General features: G+C 22.2%; 16 protein-coding genes and 2 tRNA genes. 1 reads left to right on the top strand and 17 read right to left on the bottom strand.

Annotated elements, in window-relative coordinates; all coding sequences use genetic code 4:
* Window positions 1-192 precede the first annotated feature (192 nt).
* The 5 genes from ACXX84_RS00455 to ACXX84_RS00475 all read right to left on the bottom strand — a co-directional run bounded on the left by ACXX84_RS00455 (window position 193) and on the right by ACXX84_RS00475 (window position 5589).
* Entirely contained in the window at window positions 193-3078 is a 2886-nt protein-coding gene (locus ACXX84_RS00455) for a lysylphosphatidylglycerol synthase domain-containing protein (protein WP_458572713.1), read from the bottom strand.
* Window positions 3079-3090: 12 nt separating this feature from the next.
* Window positions 3091-3687, bottom strand: coding sequence for an SMC-Scp complex subunit ScpB (scpB, locus tag ACXX84_RS00460; RefSeq protein WP_436358474.1), 597 nt, complete (start codon window positions 3685-3687; stop codon window positions 3091-3093).
* The gene (locus ACXX84_RS00465) at window positions 3677-4507 is read right to left on the bottom strand and encodes a segregation/condensation protein A (RefSeq protein WP_436358475.1); all 831 of its coding nucleotides are present in this window, start codon (window positions 4505-4507) and stop codon (window positions 3677-3679) included. The genes scpB and ACXX84_RS00465 overlap by 11 nt, the downstream gene beginning before the upstream one ends.
* Window positions 4507-5211 carry a lysophospholipid acyltransferase family protein gene (locus tag ACXX84_RS00470; RefSeq protein WP_436358476.1) on the bottom strand — a complete coding sequence of 235 codons (705 nt, stop codon included), beginning with the start codon at window positions 5209-5211 and terminating at the stop codon, window positions 4507-4509. Before ACXX84_RS00470 ends, ACXX84_RS00465 begins: the two co-directional genes overlap by 1 nt.
* An 81-nt stretch (window positions 5212-5292) precedes the next feature.
* Window positions 5293-5589: a holo-ACP synthase gene (locus tag ACXX84_RS00475; RefSeq protein ID WP_436358477.1), complete on the bottom strand. Its 297-nt coding sequence runs from the start codon at window positions 5587-5589 to the stop codon at window positions 5293-5295.
* Window positions 5590-5691: 102 nt separating this feature from the next.
* Between ACXX84_RS00475 and recU the strand changes: the two genes are divergently transcribed.
* A complete protein-coding gene (gene recU, locus ACXX84_RS00480) occupies window positions 5692-6180 on the top strand; it encodes a Holliday junction resolvase RecU (protein ID WP_436358478.1) in 489 nt (162 codons plus the stop codon).
* Here the strand turns inward: recU and ACXX84_RS00485 are convergent.
* The 12 genes from ACXX84_RS00485 to ACXX84_RS00540 form a co-directional block, all read right to left on the bottom strand.
* Complete coding sequence (locus ACXX84_RS00485; RefSeq protein ID WP_436358479.1) at window positions 6173-6457, bottom strand: HU family DNA-binding protein; 285 nt, start codon at window positions 6455-6457, stop codon at window positions 6173-6175. The genes recU and ACXX84_RS00485 overlap by 8 nt on opposite strands.
* Complete coding sequence (gene der / locus ACXX84_RS00490; protein WP_436358480.1) at window positions 6457-7764, bottom strand: ribosome biogenesis GTPase Der; 1308 nt, start codon at window positions 7762-7764, stop codon at window positions 6457-6459. Before der ends, ACXX84_RS00485 begins: the two co-directional genes overlap by 1 nt.
* Entirely contained in the window at window positions 7757-8863 is a 1107-nt protein-coding gene (cmk, locus tag ACXX84_RS00495) for a (d)CMP kinase (protein WP_458572714.1), read from the bottom strand. Before cmk ends, der begins: the two co-directional genes overlap by 8 nt.
* Before the next feature lie 39 nt (window positions 8864-8902).
* Complete coding sequence (locus ACXX84_RS00500; RefSeq protein WP_436358482.1) at window positions 8903-9790, bottom strand: DnaA ATPase domain-containing protein; 888 nt, start codon at window positions 9788-9790, stop codon at window positions 8903-8905.
* A gap of 18 nt (window positions 9791-9808) precedes the next feature.
* On the bottom strand, window positions 9809-10729 hold the full coding sequence (locus ACXX84_RS00505) for a DnaD domain protein (protein ID WP_436358483.1): 921 nt from the start codon (window positions 10727-10729) through the stop codon (window positions 9809-9811).
* 46 nt (window positions 10730-10775) lie between these two features.
* Complete coding sequence (gene coaE, locus ACXX84_RS00510) at window positions 10776-11324, bottom strand: dephospho-CoA kinase (RefSeq protein ID WP_436358484.1); 549 nt, start codon at window positions 11322-11324, stop codon at window positions 10776-10778.
* A gap of 1 nt (window position 11325) precedes the next feature.
* Window positions 11326-12189 (bottom strand): 5'-3' exonuclease, encoded by an 864-nt coding sequence (locus ACXX84_RS00515; RefSeq protein ID WP_436358485.1) that lies wholly within the window; start codon window positions 12187-12189, stop codon window positions 11326-11328.
* Window positions 12182-15115, bottom strand: a complete 2934-nt coding sequence (gene dnaE / locus ACXX84_RS00520) for a DNA polymerase III subunit alpha (RefSeq protein ID WP_458561095.1) — start codon at window positions 15113-15115, stop codon at window positions 12182-12184. Before dnaE ends, ACXX84_RS00515 begins: the two co-directional genes overlap by 8 nt.
* 77 nt (window positions 15116-15192) lie before the next feature.
* Window positions 15193-15269: transfer RNA gene (locus ACXX84_RS00525), tRNA-Arg, on the bottom strand.
* A gap of 4 nt (window positions 15270-15273) precedes the next feature.
* Window positions 15274-15348: transfer RNA gene (locus ACXX84_RS00530), tRNA-Cys, on the bottom strand.
* Between the two features lie 92 nt (window positions 15349-15440).
* A complete protein-coding gene (locus ACXX84_RS00535; protein WP_458559613.1) occupies window positions 15441-16538 on the bottom strand; it encodes a hypothetical protein in 1098 nt (365 codons plus the stop codon).
* Window positions 16538-18922: a hypothetical protein gene (locus tag ACXX84_RS00540; protein WP_458560322.1), complete on the bottom strand. Its 2385-nt coding sequence runs from the start codon at window positions 18920-18922 to the stop codon at window positions 16538-16540. The genes ACXX84_RS00535 and ACXX84_RS00540 overlap by 1 nt, the downstream gene beginning before the upstream one ends.
* Window positions 18923-19370 lie beyond the last annotated feature (448 nt).

A 19370-nucleotide genomic window follows, 5' to 3' on the forward strand; every position in this document is an offset into this window, starting at 1 on the left:
AATTTTACCAGTGATATCACTGGTAAAATGTGTCCCAATAAATTGTCCCACTTTATAAAATTAAAGTTAACATCTTATTAATGAATATTTAAATAAATAGTTCATTACACTTAATTATCTAAATTTAGATAATGAAAACCCCATTGCTCCACAATGAGGTTTTTTTATTATTTTTGATTATTTTCTCTTTATTTAATGAAAAAATATAATAGATAAAATGGATATTGAAAAAACTATTCAAATAATTAAAGCATTTTTAAAATAAATTGTTTTTGTTTTTTTGTAGTTTTTAGATAAATTAGAATCAATACTAATAAGTGATTCAATGTTTTTGTATTTATCTACTCTTTTTTCTCCTAAATAAAGTGTTAATAACATTAATCCAGATAAAATATTAGGTACTAATCAGTAGAAAATTTTAAGTGAAAAACTAAATATTTTAAGATTGTTTTCTAAATCAACAACATTTTTGTCAACAAAAATATTTTTAAAAATTACTAATAATAATCAATCAGATGTCCCTATTCCACCAGGTGTTGGAGAAAGGTTATTTGCTGTATTTACAAGAGCACTTCCTGCTAAAAAATTTAAGAATCAATACATAAATTGACCTGGTGTATTATATACTTCAAGTATTTTAGGTTGAATTATTAAAGCAATAAAAATAGCGCCATTTAATACGAAATTTAAAATTTTATATAAAAATATACACTCTAAAAATAATTTAATATCTTTAAAGACATTTTTAATATTGTTTTTAAATTCAGAGAATTTATTTTCTAAAACTATTTTTTTTCTATCTAAATTACTAAAATAATATAAAGGATGAAGTTTATGAAAGAAAATGATAACTCTTATAATAAAGTGTTGAACTGGTTTAACAACTGAAATTAGTAGAATAATAAAAAACAGAACAATATTTAATAATATTCCTAAAATTAAAGAAATAAAAGTTATTATTTTTTTAGCATCTATATCAACTAAAAGAGTATCTCTATATAAATAAAAACCTAATGGAATAAAAATAAAAGAAGTTATTAAAATAGATATTTGTTGAAATAGTGATGATAAAGCAAATGCAGAAGCTAAATGTGATTTATTATACCCTTTTTTCTGTAAATATCAATATGAAGATAAATCACCACCAAAAGCAAAAGGAGTAATATTTTGAACAATAGTTCCTATAAAAATTGCTAAATATAAATGTTTGAACTTAACTTTAGTTCCTTGTTTTTTAAGTATTCTATAGAGCATAAACGTGCTAAATAGATAATAAAATAAAAAGGATAAACCAATTGCAATACTAAAAAATCTATTTAAATAATTATTTAAAAATATGTTGTAAAAAATAACAAATATTCCTAAAACTCCCTCAGCATCACTTTCTTTAGTTCTATAAATGGTTGAAAATAAAATTACAAAGATCACAAAGATTATTACTAAAAACGAAGCGAACTTAAAAATGTTTTTAATCTTACTATTTATGTTTGTTTCTTTTAATGAAATAGAAAAATCTATAATTTCTTTTTTGATTTCATCTTCTTTTTTAATTATTGAATTGATTTCTTGTTTGTGTATAAAGGTTGAAAAAGTAGAAAATTGTAGTAAATTTTGCACTTTATCAAAATAGAAATTAATAATAAATCCATTTTCTAAAGTTAGTTTTATAGAAATTGTTCTTTTTGAAGAAAGATTTTCCTGCTTTTTAAGATCAAACTCTAAAATTTTATATTTAGAAATCATTTTTTCTCTTTTGATTTTTTTAACAAATTTTAAAAAGGAGTTAAAACTCATAGCTATAGTTTGATTAAATCTTGAAACATTAATATCAATTTCTTTTTTTATCTTTGTTAATGAATTGCAAATATCTTTTTTATTGTTTTTAAAATAATCAAAAACTTCTATATTAAATAAAATATCTGCTACATTTTCAAATCCAACTAAATCATTTTTGTTGCTAAAATCGATTTTATAAATTTTAATTCCATCATAAACAAAAACTAAGTTTTTAATCTTATTTTTGTTTTTAAACACAAAATCAGTTAAAGAAATTTCTTTTGGACTTTGTATAATATTAGTAATTCCTTTATCTCTTAAAAGTCTTTGAAAAATAGATAATTTATCATCTAAAATATGAAATTCAACATTATTTAAACCATTATTTTTATCACTAATATACTCAACAGTCAGTAAGTTAATATCATCTTGTGTTAATTCTATATATTTATTATTTAAATTTTTAACAAAGATATTTTTTGTTTGCTTTTGAATATTATTAAAAAATAGAATATCTTTTTTTTCTTTTTTTTCTTTTAATAATGTTTGTTTAATTTCTCTTTTTAAAGGAATTTCTTTACCATTTAAAAAGCCATTAAAATGTTTGATAGAAATATTTTTATATGGTAAAAATACAGATAAATCATCTTTTTTGTCAATAGAAATTAAATACTTATTATCAGAAAAAACGGTTTTGTTACTTTTGATAATTCTTTTATCTAAAAAAACAATACCTTCTTCTCTGTTTTGAACTTTATTAAAAGCTAAAGTATTAAATAATTCTAGTTTATTTAAAAATTGTTCTTCTTTTTTTGTTAAGTTATCTCAAGTTCTTTTTTTGAAAACAATTTTATAAAAATCATTTTCTTTTAAAAATAAAATGGAGTAATCATAACTTTGCTTAAAAATTTCGTTTAATGCAAAATCTTTAGTTAAATTATTTTCTGCATTTAAAACTGTTATTTTATTATTTTGATCACTTGATAAGATTTTAATAAAAATTTCTGCAAAAGCATAATTGATATCATCATGATCAAAATATATGAAAATTTTATGATTCTTATTTGATAACTTTTGAAGCATATTTTTAAATAAAGTAGCCTTTAGAAAAACACTATTTTCATTAATTTCTTCTTCAGAATTGCCTAATTTAGCTACGATTTCGGATGAAATTATATTTGCAGTTTTTAATTCATTTTCGGAAACAAAAAATTCTCCATCAGTTGCTAATGAATCCATTTTTTCTGTATTTTCTTCGTTTATATGATTAATTAAATGCTCGTTATTATTATCTATCGTCATTGTATCCTAAAATTATTTTTCTCTTTGTGAACCGAATAAATCAAAAGCTTCTTCTTCAACTTCCTCTATTTCATCGAATTCTCCAGATGGTTCTACAAATTGATCAAACTCGTGAAATTTTGGTAAATCTTGAAGAGATTTTAATTTAAAATAATCGTAAAATCTATTTGTAATTCCATATAAAGTTGGTTGTCCAACAGTTGGTGAAACACCCACCTCTTCTATTATTCCTTTCATTAATAAGGAAGCAACAATTGCATCTGAAGCAACTCCACGAATGTCACTAATCATCGATCTAGTTACTGGTTGTTTGTAAGCAACAATTGCTGCAGTTTCAATAGCTGCATTTGATAATTTGTGTCTTCTTGTAATTGTTACTAAATCAGAAATATATTCTTTAAATTCTTCTCTTGTAGCAAATTTAAAAACATCATTAAATTCAACTACAAAGATTCCACGTTCAAGTCTGTTAAAGTTATCTGCAAATCTTTTTAGCAAACTTCTTGCTTCATTAACTGTGTTTAACTTTAGAACTTGTTGTAATTGTTCAGAAGAAATCCCTTCTTCTCCTTGCATATAAATTAAAGCTTCAATTATTTTATTTTTCATAGTTTGGTCCTTTTTCTATTATTATTGTAGCAAATTGTTCTTCTTGTGTTAAGATAATTTCTTCTTTTCTACTCATATCTAATAATGCTATTAAAGTAATTACAAAGTGTTTTATGGAAGGTACTGAAAAGATCATTTCAAAAGTAACTTTTCCGTGTTTTGCAAATAACTCTCTTATCATTTTCATTTGATCGCCAGGAGTAACACTAACACTATCGATTTTAATTTGTCTTAATTTTTCAGCATGTAATCTTTCAAACATTAAAGTTAAAATTTGCGTTAATTTAGTTTTTGAAGAATTTCCATCCACTTGTGTTCTGTCAATAGGTCTAACAAATTCTTCCAAATCATTTGCTTTTTTAATAAAAATGTGAGATCTTTTTTCTTCTTGCTCTCTTAAAAGTTGAAAAATTGGTTTAAATTGTTGGTATTCAGCAAGTAATCTTAATAATTTTTCTTTATCTTCTTCAATTTCTTGTTTTATAACTTCATCTTTTTCTGCTAAAAGCATTTTTGCTTTTATTTGAATCAAAGTTGCTGCCATAACAAGATAATCAGTCGCTATTTCAAAGTGAGTATCCTTAATTCTATCAATAACTCTTAAATAGTCAGTAGCAAGTTCTGCTAAGTTTATTTCAAAAATATCTAAATTTTTCTCTTTTACTAAAGATAATAATAAATCTAATGGTCCACTAAAATTTTCAATATTTATATCAGCATCATTATTTTTTTCTGCTTCGATTTCTTTTTCAAGATTTTCTTCTATTTTATCTATATTTTCTTTAGTTTTGTCTTTTAATTCATTCTCTAATTTTTCCATTATTTATCCTTTTTACTTCTTTTTTCTGGATCGCTAACAATATATTTACTTTCTATTATGTTTTTTACTCTTGCAGCTATTGCTTCATTTGATTGAGAACTAAAACTTAGTGGTTTTATTAAATTATGAAATATAACTTCTACCTTTAATTTTCCTTTTCTTTTGGAATCAAACATTAGTCCACTATAATTAATAGTTATAGGTAAAATTGGTAAAAACATTTTTTTAGCTATTTTAAAAGCTCCTGCTTTAAAATCTTGCATTTTACCATCTTTGCTTCTGGTTCCTTCTGGGAAAATTATTCCTATAGTTTTATTGGTTTTAACAAAATTTCCGAAATCATCTAAAGTTTTAAATGATTCTTTGATTTTAGAACGGTCAATAAAAAATGTATCAATTAAATTTAAAATACTTCTAGAAACTCAATTTTTAGTGAGTTCTTTTTTAGCAAGAAAGGTTAATATTCTTCTTGGATCTGTTTTTAACTCAATATCGGATTGCAAAGCACTAAATAAAATAAAAGAATCTCCATTAGACAAGTGGTTAGCAACAGCAATAAAATTTTTATTAGTTAAATTTTCTTTGCCCTTTACTTCAATTTCAACATTGTATAATTTTAAAATTTTTTCTGCATATTTTAAAATTAAATCGTTTCTAAATTGTGGTTTTAATTCAATTTTTCCTTTTTTATATTTTTTTGCCATTCTCCTAATTTTATTAAATCTATATAATCAAATAGGAGAAAACAGAATTTTTTTAAATTTTATATTCATAATAATATTCCTTTATTCTTTTTTAATTGCTACTGCAATAACTGTATCTTCATCATTTGAGGTTGATATTTCAAAATTTTGAAATTTATACTTTTTGTTTTCTTTATAAATATCAATTTGCTTAAAATTAAAATATTTATTATCTGCTTTAAAAATTGCTTCTTTAATTGCTCACCTTGTAGCTAAAAATTTTTCTTTATTTTCTGTTTTTATAAAAGAATTTCATTCATTTTCTGACAAAATTCTTTTTATAAAATTTTCTTTTTTTCCTTTAAATCTGGAAATTGAAATTATATCTACCCCAATCATATTTATAATTATACTTTTTTTTCGAAAAATAGGAAAAATATTGTATTTTTCTCATTTTTGTATTTTTTCTTACAAAAGTAGTAAAAAAAGGAAATAATAAGTATGCAAAACACTAAAAACAGAGGAATGATCTTAGAAAAAATAATTAATAATACTATTAAATTTTATTTAGAAAATAATATTGCAATTTTTCACAAAAAGAATTTAGATATTTCTTTTAAAAAAGTATCAAATAACAATGAGTTAGAAAATGCAATTATTTCTAAAAAAAGTACTGTTGATTATTATGGTATTTATAAAGGTTTTTTTATTTGTTTTGAAGCTAAAAGCACAAATGAAAATTACTTACCTAAACAAAACATAAAAGATCATCAATTAAAATATTTAAAAAACATTAATGCACATGGCGGTATTAGTTTCTTTATAATATTATTTAAACACTTAGAAAGATTTTTCCTTATTTCAGCAAATAAAATTGATCTAAATAGTGAACAATCCATAAATATTGATTTTTTATCAAAAGAAGGGATTGAAATAGATTTAATGTATCCAGGAATTATTGATTTTGCACCATTTATCGAATCTATTTAATATTATTTGATATAGATTCTTTAAAATGTTTTGCTGGTTTAAACTTTGGAATTTTTTTAGGTTCAACAATATATTTTTCTTTGGTTTTTCAATAAATTGTTTCTCTTGCTTTTTGAGTTGTTATACAAAAAGTTCCAAATTTTGGAATCAAAATTTCTTCTTCTTCATTTAATTTATCCATAACTAAATTAATAAAAGAGTCTAAAAATAAATCACAATGTCTTATGTTTAATTTAGTTCTTTGTGAAAGTTCAACTAAAATTTCTTTTCTTTTCATTATTTATTCTCACCTTTGTTTTTTAAAATTAATTTAATTGGTGTTCCTTTAAAATTAAAATACTGTCTAAGTTGATTCTCAATATATCTTAAATAAGTAAAATGTGCATAATCTTTGTTATTAACAAAAAGTAAAAAAGTTGGAATAGGTCCTTCTACTTGTTTTATAAAGGAAATTTCCAGTCTTTTTCCTTTTAATGATGGAGCAGGTTGACTTATTTGAATTTCCATTAACACTTCATTTAAAAGACTTGCTTGAATTTTTCTTTGTAAATTTTCTTTTACATGAAGAATTTCTTCTTTTAATTTTTCTAATCTATTCTTGTATAAAGCAGAAATAAATACAACAGAAGCTCAATCTAAAAATTTATAATTTTTTCTAAGTTTTTTTTCAAAATTTACCATAGTATTTGTTTCTTTTTCAACCAAATCCCATTTATTTACAACAATAATTATTGGTTTATTTTCTTCAAATGCATAACCAGCAAGTCTTGAATCAAAATGACTTAATTCTTGTGTTGCATCAATTATAATTAAAGATAAATTGCTTTCTGATAAGGAATTCATAGCTCTCATTAAGGCGTAATGATCAACCGATTCAACTAATTTAGATTTTCTTGTTATTCCAGCTGTATCAATAATTTCAAATTCTTGATTATCAATAGTTAAAAAAGAAGATATAGAATCCCTTGTAGTACCAGCTATCGGAGAAACAATAGATCTATTTTCATTAAGAAGAGAATTTAGCAATGATGATTTACCAGCATTTGGTTTACCTATTATTGAAAGTTTAAATTTATCCGATTTTTCTGTATTTTCGAAATTTAAATGAGCAACTACTTCATCTAATAAATCTCCTATACCTTCACTATGCATAGCTGAAAGTGGAAAATATTTTTCAAAACCAAGTTTATAAATTGAATAATCAAATTCTTTGTTTCCTTCTAATTTATTACATGCAACAAGGATTTTTTTTCCACTTTTTCTAAGTAAATTTACTACGAAAAAATCGTCTTTATCTACTTCATTTCTTCCATCAAGCATCAAAATAATTAAATCAGCTTCTTCAATAGCTATTTGTGCTTGAATTCTTATTTGCTCTTGAAAAATTCTTTCTTCAACTTCTATTCCACCTGTGTCTATTATTTTAAATTTCTTTCCTGTTCATTCAACTTCTTCATAAAGTCTATCTCTAGTTACACCAGGTTGATCATGAACTATTGATACACGTTTTCCTATTAATTTGTTAAAAAAAGTTGATTTACCAACATTAGGTTTTCCTACAATTGCAACTATGTTCTTACTCATTTTTCATCCTTTGCTCAACTAATTTTGAAATTTCTTCCACTACTTCTTCAAGAGTCAATTTAGAAGAATCAATTAAAATAGCATCTTCAGTTTTGTGTAAAGGGTCATTTTCTCTATTCATATCTTGAAAATCACGATTTTCAATCTCTTTTTTGAGTTTTTCAAAATCTGTTTCAAAACCCATTTCTTTATTTTGTTTCATTCTTCTTAATGCCCGAACTTCTGCAGAAGCTCATAAAAATATTTTTAACTCAGCATTAGGTAAAATAACAAATGTTGTATCTCTACCATCCATTATTACACCTTTTTCTTTACTTGAATAATCTTGTAAAAATTTTACAATTTGCTTTCTTATTTCTTTATATCTGGCAATATTACTTGCTCCTCATGAAATAACATCTTGTCTTAAATCATTAGAATTAATTAGCTTATTTTCTAAATATAAATTACCTTTCTGATCTAAATGCAATTTGTCTATATTTCAATTTTCTAATACAAATTTTTCATTTGATATTTGAGAAAAATTATTTTCTCCTAATTTATTTAAAAAATACAAAGAAATTGCTCTATAAAATGATCCAGAATTAATAAATTTTAAGTCATATTTTTTAGCAAGGAGTTCAGAAACACTGGATTTACCAACTCCTGAAGGTCCATCGATAGCTATATTTATTTTTTTCATTTCTATCCTTTCATTTTCGATATTAATTGACTCAACATGTTGAATCTCTTCATCAAAAATATGTGAATCTATATTTATGTTTTCTACAAATGTAATTCTTTCCTTTTTTTCATTTAAAAAAGCATTTAACTCATTTATTTTATTATTTAAAAAATTAAAATTTAAACTTATATTTTTGTCATCTTCTAAATTACTATTTGCTTTTTTTTCTCTATCTAAATTTTCTAAAATTAAAAAATCATCTATTTTTAATGTGCTTTTTTTATTAAAATTTTCTACTATTTTTTTAATTTTATAATAATTTTTCTTAAGTTTTACATCTTTTTCTAAAAGAGCAAAATAAAAAAAAGAGTATCCATTAATAGAATCTCTATATTTTTTTCATTTTTGTCTTCTATTTTCTTTATTTTCATTCATAATTTTAATTAAATTATAAATGAAAATAAGAATATTTTTTTATTTATTTCTTAAATTTTTTCCAAAAATTTTATACTCTTCAGTAAGTCCTTTAATTCTTTCTATAAATCTTGTAACTTTAAATTCTTCATCTTCTTTTTTGTTGTTGTCCACAAAAGAATCTAAATAAATTTTTTTGAGTTCCAATAAAGAATAATTAGAACTAAAAAAAGTTATTTTTGAATTTTCTAAACGATAATTTAAAATTTCGTATAAAACTGAATCTCTGAATCACATTGATTTTTTTTCTAAACCAAAATCATCTAAAAATAATTTATCTACTTTTTTCAATTTTTCTAAAATTTCATTTAAATTTAATGTTTTGGAAGTTATTTTATTATTTAAATAAGTTTGAAAAATAGGAATATTTAAAAAAATTATAGAATTATTTTTTTTAGCAAAATGCACTGATGTAGCTTGTAAAAATTTTGTTTTTCCCACTCCCATATCGCCATAAAAATAAAAGCCATGCTCTAAATTTTTATATTTTTCTATGACTTTTAAAAATCTTGAGTTAATTTTTGTATCTTTTTGTTGATTTTGTTTTAAAAGAGTTTTTAAGTCTAAATCAACATCAAAACTAAAAATTTCTGTTAATCAAAAATTTTGTTTATATTTCTCTTTTTTTCTTTTCTCAGATAAAATAAATACTTTTTTCAAAGTTCCTGTTTCAGTTCTTACGATTGAAACTTCAAAATTTTCATTTTTTTCTAAAACTTGAATAAATAAATCTAAATTTTTTTCAATTTCTTGATCCAAAATTGAATATTGTTCAATTATTTCAGATGTTTTACTATTTCTTTTTATTTCTTGAATTATTAGTTGTTTCTTTTTATCAATTATTTCTTTTTCTTGTTCACTAGAAAAGATATCTAAATTTAATTTCATTTTATACCATTCTCTTTTCTATAAAAAATCTAATATTTTTTCTAATTCATTTTCTGAAACTTCTTTTTCTTTATTTTTAAATGAATTATTAGAACCATTAGTTTCTTCTTCATCTAAATCTAAAATATTAGTTTGGGAACTCTTTTTAAAAGAAAGGGCATCTTCTAACTCATTTTTAATATCCTTTGCTTCAGTTATTTCTTTTTTTAGTAAATCAGATATTATGGTAATAAAATACTTTCTATTTATTTTACCATTAACTTCATAACAAAAACTTAACACTTCATTAATAGATTCTTGACTCATATGAACTAAAAATTTATCAATTTCTTTTACTAAAGAAGGTTTTACAGATTTTTTAGTTAAAAAATTTAAATATCTTTCAGTATTAAAAGTTTCTTTAGCAGTTGAATTGTCATTAACCTTAGTTAATTCAATTTCTACTGTATTAGATATTTTTTGTTCATCGATTTTGAAAACTTCTAAAAAGCTTGTACTAATATCTTCATAATCATCTGTATTAGTTAATTTAACTTCAAATTTATTTATTAATTTTTCTAATTTTTTTTGTCCTATTTTTTTCTCTATTTCATTTAAAAATAATTTATTTTTTAAAATAGTCTCAACTTCTAAAGGTTTTTTTAGTAAAAAAATGTATTCATCTAAGTCTTCTGAATAGTAGGTTCTAATTAAACCAACAGCTTCTAAAAATTGTTTGCTTTTTTTGAATTTATCTTCTTTCATATTTAATTCAATAATAAATTCTTCAATTTCAAAAAATAGAGAACTTAAAGATAAGTTTGCTTTAACTTTATTATGTAAAAAACTAAACAAAAATACAGCTTTTGCCCCAATAATAGGTAAGTAAAAATTCTCTATGATTTCCATATCATAATCTGTTATTCTTTTTTCTAATTCTAATTTATATTTGCTTTTCATTTTACTCCCTAAAATTTTGTTTTTTTATTTAAGTGAAATTATTTTATTATAGTATTTTTAAAGTTGTAAAAAAATCTTCAAAAAAGTTTTCTTTTTCTATATCTTCTCACGAAATATTAACAACTTTTTTGCCTATTTTTCCATTATTTAGGAAATTATTTAATTCAGAAATTTTTTTATTCACACCTTTTTTTTCAATATTTTTTTGCCTTTTTTCTTCGGTTGTTTGAATATTTAAAATTTGTGAAAAAAAACGAAGAAAATTTGCGTTTTTCGTAAATAAATTTGGTATTTCAACAAAATCATATTTATACTTGCTTAAATGTTCTTCAAGCACCGGATAAACTAATTGTTCTAATTTATTTATATTGCCTTTGTCATTAAGAATAAAGTTTCTAATTTCTTCTTTATTTACTTCATCATTTTTAATAAAATTTATTCCTAATTTTTCTTTAATTATAGAAACGCAAACTCCGTTTTTTGCATAGCATTCTTTATAAAAATCATCGGTGTATAAAACTTTATAACCGTATTTTTCTATTTTTTTTAAAAAGGTTGTTTTTCCAGAACCATATTTTCCAATAACTGCTATCATCTTAAAAATTGTCTATTTTCTTTTCTAAATTTTTTAATTCTAAATATTCTAAAATATTTGCTAATTCTTTTGTTCTTCTAAATTTAAAAGTTGTACTTTCTATTGTGTGTTTAGTTGTTGCTTGGTCGTTTAATTTTACAATTTCTCTATATAAATAAACATTTTCTTTATCTGCAAGTAATTTTTCTTTTAAAGAATCTGAAACTTCTTCAATTCTTCTATAAATATTGTCAATATTACTAAATTTATTTAATAGTTTTTTAGCAGTTTTTTCTCCTATACCTTCAACACCTTTGATATTATCAGATTGATCGCCAGCAAGTGCTTTAAAATCAATAACTTGTCTTGGATCCATTTCTTCATAAATATAAAAGTTTTTTCTTGTTTTTAGTGTATATTCTTCTCTTCTTTTGTTTAATACTGATACATGGTCATCTACCAATTGCAATAAATCTTTATCTTCTGAAAATACTATAATTTCATTTTCATTTTCTGAAAATCTTTTTGCTAAGGTAGCAATTAAATCATCTGCTTCAAAAGTTGGAATGTTTTCAAAAACTATATTCATTTCAGTTAATATTTTTTTAATTCAATCAAATTGAATTCAAAGTTCTTCTGGTGCTTGTTTTCTGCCATCTTTATAATCAGCAAGCATTTCGTGTCTTTTTGTTTTTTGAGCAGAATCAAAAGCTAGATATAAACAATCTGGATCAATGTAATCAATTACATTTAATAAAGTGTAAAAGAAAGCGTTGATTGCTGATGTTGGAACACCATCTTTATTATTTAAATTGTTGTAAATTGTTCCATAAAATGACTTAAAAAGTAGTAAATTGGCATCCACTAATAATATTTTTTTATTCATATAACTCCTTTATAATAGATGAAATTTTAAAATCATGATTTTCTTTTTTTAGTATTTCAAATTCATAATAATGATTAATTTTTAGTTCTTTAATTTTTTCTCATTCTCTTCAAAAAATTAATATTTCAATTATTTTTGAACTATCTTTAAGAGTAATTTTACCCATTTCATTATTGTTTTTATCATGGAAAGAAGATTTGGAAACTACTTTTAAAACTAAAATGTGCTTAGTTCCTTTGTGGATATCTGCAAGTTTGATTTTTCCTTCAAATTTACTTGCTTTTTCCTTTGTAAAAGTCATTCCAAGATAAGACAACTCTTTATTTTGAATTAATTCTATTTTAGCATTATCTAGTTCTATTTTTATATCATTTTGTAAAAATTCATTTTTTGTTTTTTCATAAATTTCTTCATTTAAAGAAAAATCATCACCTTGTTTTTCTACGATTATATCTATATATAAAGAAATTTGGTTATATTTTTCTTCAAGTTCAAAGATATTTCCAAATTCTCTTAAAGTATTTGAAAAAATTAAAGTTTTGATAATTGAATCAGTAATTTTATTCATTTTCATTTTTAAACAAAAATCAAAAAATGAAGTGAATTGACCTTTAGATCTTATTTCAATAATTTTTTGTGTTGCAATAATACCAAGACCTTTAATCATAATAAAAGGTAAAATTAATTTATTTTCAACTATAACACAACTATTTAAAGAACTATTTATTTCTGGAGATTCGATTTCAAATTTTAAATTTTGAGCTTCTAAAACATATTTTTTAATTGTTTCATGAGAACCACTTGCATTATTAATTAAAGCAGCATAAAAATATTGAGTATATTTACTTTTTAAATATGCCATTTTATATGCTAAAACAGCATAAGCTACTGCATGAGCTTTGTTAAACCCATATTCTGCAAATTTTTCTATTTGAGAAAAAACTTTTTCAACAGTTTCTAAGGAATAATTATTTGAAAGTGCTCCAGAATAAAATTTTTCTTTTAACTCTTCCATATAATGAATATCTTTTTTAGAAATTGCTCTTCTTAAAATGTCTGCATCAGCAAAATCCATTTTAGCAACAGTTTGAGCTATTTGCATAATTTGCTCTTGGTATATGATAATTCCATATGTGCTTTTTAAAATTTGGTCAAAATCATTAGAGATAATTGGAATTTCTTCTAAACCTTTTTTTCTTTTAGCATAAGTATCAATATTTTTTATTGGTCCTGGTCTAAAAAGAGAGATTATAGCAGCAACATCATCAATGGAAGTGACGGAAATTTTTTTCAAAGTTTCTTTCATTCCTGGTGATTCCAGTTGAAAAACACCGTTTGTTTGTGCTTTTGAAAGTAATAAATTAGTATTTAAGTCATATGTTGGAATATTTTCAATTTTGATTTGCAATCCTGTTTTTGCCTTTACAAGTTCAATCACATCTTGAATAACGCTTAAGTTTTTTAAACCTAATAAATCAATTTTTAATAATCCAAATTTTTCAAGATACTCCATAGGAAATTGAGTTTCTAAAAAATTATTATCTGTATATAAAGTTGGAACTACTGTTTCAATTTCTTTGTCACTAATAACAACTCCAGCAGCATGTGTTCCATGTTGTCGTGGAAGTCCTTCTATTTCTTTAGCTATTTCAAAAACTTCTAAATATAAAGGATTTGAGTTAATTTTTGCTTTGAATTTAGGTATTTTTTCATATGCTTGTTTTAATGAAAAATCATTTGGAATTAATTTGGAAATTTCATTAACTTCTGAAACAGAAATTTTTTTAACTCTCGCAACATCTCTAAATGCCATTTTAGCTCCAAGAGTTTGGAAAGTTGTAATTAGTGCTACATTTTTTTTGCCATATTTATTAATTAAATAATGAATTAATTCTTCTCTTCTTGTATCTTGAATATCTATATCTATATCTGGCATTGTTACTCTTTTTGGATTTAAAAATCTTTCAAAATATAAGTCATATTTCAGCGGATTTATTTCTGTTATGTCTAAAATATATGAAATAAGGGATCCTGATACTGAACCTCTTCCTGGTCCAATAAAAATATTCTCTTCTTTTGCTCACTTAATTAAATCTCAAATGATTAAAAAATAATCTGAAAAACCGAGTTCATTAATAATTTCTAACTCTTTTTTTATTCTTGGTAAACTATCAGCAAATTTTTTTAATTCATCACTTTTAGCATTAGCTTTTTCTTTAATAATATCCATTAAATATTCTTTAGAATCTAAATTTTTATCATTTTTAAATTTAGGTAAAGGATTTAGTTGTGTTGGAAAAATTATATTAATATCATCTATAATTTTTTCTATATTTTTATTGTTTTTTTCATTTATTTCATCCTGCTCACACAAAGCAAAGAAATCATTTTTTATTTCTTTATTATTAATTGAAAAAAGTGTAGATAAAACATCTCTATCTTTTTCTAAAAATAGGCGATTTTCCTTTATAAAAACAGTTTTTTCATCATTTATTTCCTTACTATTTTTGTAGAAGTTAACGATATTTGGAACTTCTTTATTTGTTGCATAAAAACCATAATCAAAATGGTCAATAACTATCAAATTTTCATCATCTAAATCAGAAATAAAAATCTCTTTTTTTGCAAAAAATTCAGAACTTAATTTACTTAATTTTAAGTAACCTTTATAATTTTTAGCAAAAATTAAAAATCTATATTTTTCTACATCTAAATCTATTCCAATTATGGGTTTTAAATTATTTTTTTGACACTCATCAATTAATTTTGCTACTCCAAACATATTATTTCTATCACAAATAGATGCATAAGAAAAATTATTTTCTTTAGCAAAATAAATAAGTTTATCTATTGTAATTGTTGATTCCAAAAAAGAATATTCAGTAATATTATGTAATTTATAATTATATTTTATTTTCATTTCCATAATTTAATTATATAGAAAAACAAATAAGAAAAAAGGAAACTTTTTTAAAAATTTCCTTTATGGTCAATAAGATGATTTGGCGCGCCCGAGAGGAGTCGAACCCCTAACCTTTTGGGCCGTAACCAAACACTCTGTCCAGTTGAGCTACGGGCGCAATTTGGAGGCACCAACCGGATTCGAACCGGTAATCAGGGTGTTGCAGACCCATGCCTTGGCCGTTTGGCTATGGTGCCTTGTATAATTACATATTTAATTATACAATAAATTTGTTTATTTAAATGATTTTAGTATTTTCTAAAAATAAAAAAAATCATTTTGAAAAGAATTAGCCTGTTCTTTTTTCATTTTTTCCTTCAGTAGATATAATCTTAAGCGGTCTAGAAAGTATAAAATGAATAGAATCTTTTTTAATATATTCTCTTTTTTCATCTGTTTTTACATCATAATCTTGTATTTTTCTTTCTCTAGAAAAAGTTAAATCATAATCATAAAAATTTTCTGAATCTTGATTTGCAATTGTTTCAACATTTTCTCTTGCATTTAAATCATTTTCAATGTTATATCAGTCATTTAAATAATTTCGAGATGTAAAACCTAAATTTTCTGTTGTAAATACGTTTATTATAGGCAATGAAGAATTAAACTTATCAATTTCTTTTTGTGAAATACCCGGTATGAATTTTTCTATTTTAGGTTTTGGAATAGAAAATCATTTATAATTTTCATTATCTTCGTATTCAGAAAAACCAAAATTAGATAATAAATTTATTTTAGAAAAATAATTATTTTTATATTCTTTAGGTAAATAAAGTTCGTTGTTAAAAGCAAATCTTCCTTCAATATTTACATTTGGAATTGATAATAATTCTTCCATAATAGAATTATCAATCGAAAAAACTTCATTATAATCTTTATCACTTTGAGAAAAATTAAATTTAAATTTATATTTGCTTTCTTTTACTAAATAAACATCTTTTCCATTCTTATATTTTATTTTTTTGTTTGGCACAAATTTGTCAATAACGTCCTTATAAACTTGAAATTTAAATCTAAAATCAAATAATCACTTATAAAAAAATTCAGTTTTTTCTTGTTTAAAATATATAAAAATATTTTCGTTATTAAATTTTTCTAATTTTACATATTCATAAGTAGGCTTAAATTCTAATAATTTATCAATATTGATTATTTCATAGTAATCTTGATTATTGAAATCAAATTCTTCAAAATCATCAAATACATAATTATCACTTCCCACGTATTTTTCTTTATATTTATTAAAAAGTTCTTCATATTTTTGTTGTCTTGGCGTTTTTGGAAAATTTGGTTCTTTTGATTTTTCTTCATGATTACAACTTACTACCAAATTTACAGAAGCAAAAGCTAGGATTGCTGCACTAGTTAATAATATTTTCTTTTTCATTATTTAGTCCCTTCTATTTTTTTAGCTCTATATTTTATGTAATCTCTTAGATATGACATCATTCCTTCTTGAGAATCAAAGAATAATTCTTGATTATTTAAATCTATGGTTCACAAATTATAATAGTTAGATTTTATTTCAATAGATTTGTTATCTTCTACATAAAATCTTCTTTCTGCTACAGGAAGAATTAATTTTCCAAGAATTAATCTGTAGTTCAATTGGAAAATTTTAGGATCATTAAATTCAAATAATTCTTCTCTAAAAGGTTGCCCTCTAGAAATAAGGGTGCTTTTTAATCCTGGGATATAATATCTTTCTTTTGGTTTCATTCTTTTTAAAAGATATTCTTCTAAATTCGATTCTTCAGTTTGATTAGCTAATTCTGTAATATTGGTATATCTTGAATTATAATTGTAGATTTTTTTCTCTGCATCATCTATTGAAATAAAGTTTTTTAAAATTCCTATTTTGGTATTTTCTAAAAATAAAAATTCTTTGTTTTTTCAAAAGTATTGATTAAAATTTTTTAAAATATTAAGCAATTTTTCATCTTTTTTAGTTTTGTTATTTTCATAATAATCTAATCAAATGTTTCTTAATTGATTTAATCCATTTATAGTAGAATCAGTTTTATTTATATATTTTATTTTTTGATTATTAAATGGATTTTTTATTAATTTTTGATGATTAATAATTGTATAATCATTTTTTTCAATATTTTCAAATAATGATATATTATTTTGATTTTTATAAACAAATTTATCATTTAAAGAAAAGAATTTGCTTTTCATAAATATTTTATATTTTTTATTATTTATGTCTTTAATACTATTAATTATTTTACTTTTCATTAAAATATTAAAATTATTTATCTTTTCTTTAGTTTTTTTCACTCCAGTTTTAGAAATTAAATTGTTTATATTATAAAATACAGAATCATAATTAGATGTTAAATTATTACGTTTTTCTTCAATACTTTTAATTAATATTTTTTTCATATTTAAGTCTAAAACTAAATCATTGTTAAATTCTTTATATTTTTCTTTTAATTGAGAATTATTTTTCAACATTTTCTCTAATGTTGAAATCATTTGCTGTTTTAAAATTTTTACATTTAGATTTTTAATTCTATTTTCAAAAACTCTTTTTAATTTATTTGTATCTAATTTTAAGTTAACTTCTATATTAAAATTATTTCATGCTTGTGCTGAATCATAAGAATCTAAAATACTTACTGGTGCTTTAGAAAAACCAAAATATCTTACAATTGCTTGTTCATCTAGTTTTCATTTGGTTTTTGTTTTTATATTCATATTATTTATTGATAAAAAGTTTTTATCTTTGAGTCTAAGTGTAACATCTCCAACTTTATTTACAAAAAAATTATATTTCTGTTCTAAATCCGTTGTAAAATAATCATTAGAATTTTTCATTGTTTCTAAAACATTTTCTACATTATATTTATCTATATAATTTTGACTAACATTTTTTTCTAAAGTAAGACCATTTTCATCATTTTGAATAATAGATCAATTGCTTTCATTATCATTAATTGAAACTTCAAAACCACTATTTGTTTTGTTTTTATCACCTTTTGTTTCAACTAATTTAAATTGTAGTTTAAAGACTTTTTCGTTTTTCATATCAAATAAATCATCAATAAAATTATTCATAACATTTTCTAAATAATTTTCTAAATCAGTATTGTCTCTATGATAAATATAGTCATTTCCATTTAGTGTAATTCCTTGTTTTTCCTGATTAATTTTTACATTTTCTAAATCATCTTTATGACGTATAATTACATTTTCTTTTGCTAAAATATCTCTCAATTTATCTATATCATCCTGTATAAATGGATTGATTTTTAAATCATATTCTGGTTGATTTACTTCTTTAACTTTAAATTCATAAAACGGATTGTAAGTTAAATTTTCTTTAATTGCTTCAACTATGCTTAACTGCGCTTCTTCTTGAGTATCAAAAGGATTGTTGAAACTATCAAAGTATTTTTTAACTATTCTGTTTTCAGAAATATATGAATCAATTGCAAGTCTTTGATTATCAACGTAATTTCCAAAAATATCTCTGTATGCAGGTTTTATTTTTTCTCGATCATATTTATAAAGTTTTTCTGGTTCAAGAAAAACTTGACCATATTGATTATTTGTATCTTTAAGACCAATTGCACTTGTAAATCTTCTGTTTCCTATTTTTAACAATTCATTTAAAATTTCTTGATGATTTCTAAATGATTTAGGCACACCATTTATTTCTATTACATATAAATGTCCTGTTTCTGAATCACCAAAAGCAGAAACAGAAATCACTGGTAAAGCAACATAAGTTGCTGCTGTTAAACTAAATATTATTTTTTTCATTATTTACTCCTTTTTACTCAATAAAATATATTTGTAATGTAGTTAATATTATTTCGAAATTTTACAAAATATCATTTTAGTTTTATTTTTAAAAACTTGTTATTAATAAAATTTCACTATCATAATTACCATTATTTTGTCTTCTTTTAAAATAGTATTTCTGATAAAACTGCTATTTTTGATACTAAATAAAAACTTTTAAATTTCATTTTAAATAGAATATTATTTAACATTTTATTTTTATTGTAAATTTTAATCAAATTTTTGATAACCACTTTACTCATATATTTAAATTATATCATTTTATTTAAAAAAATTCATAATTATTCAAAAAAATAATCAAAATTTTTCAATTTTTTAATAAATTAGATTTTGATTTAAGAAAAATACGGAATATTCTTTTTTTAGGATTCCGTATTTTTTTATTATGTTTTGACTAATATTTATT

It is taken from the genome of Mycoplasma sp. AC157 (genome assembly GCF_054343415.1).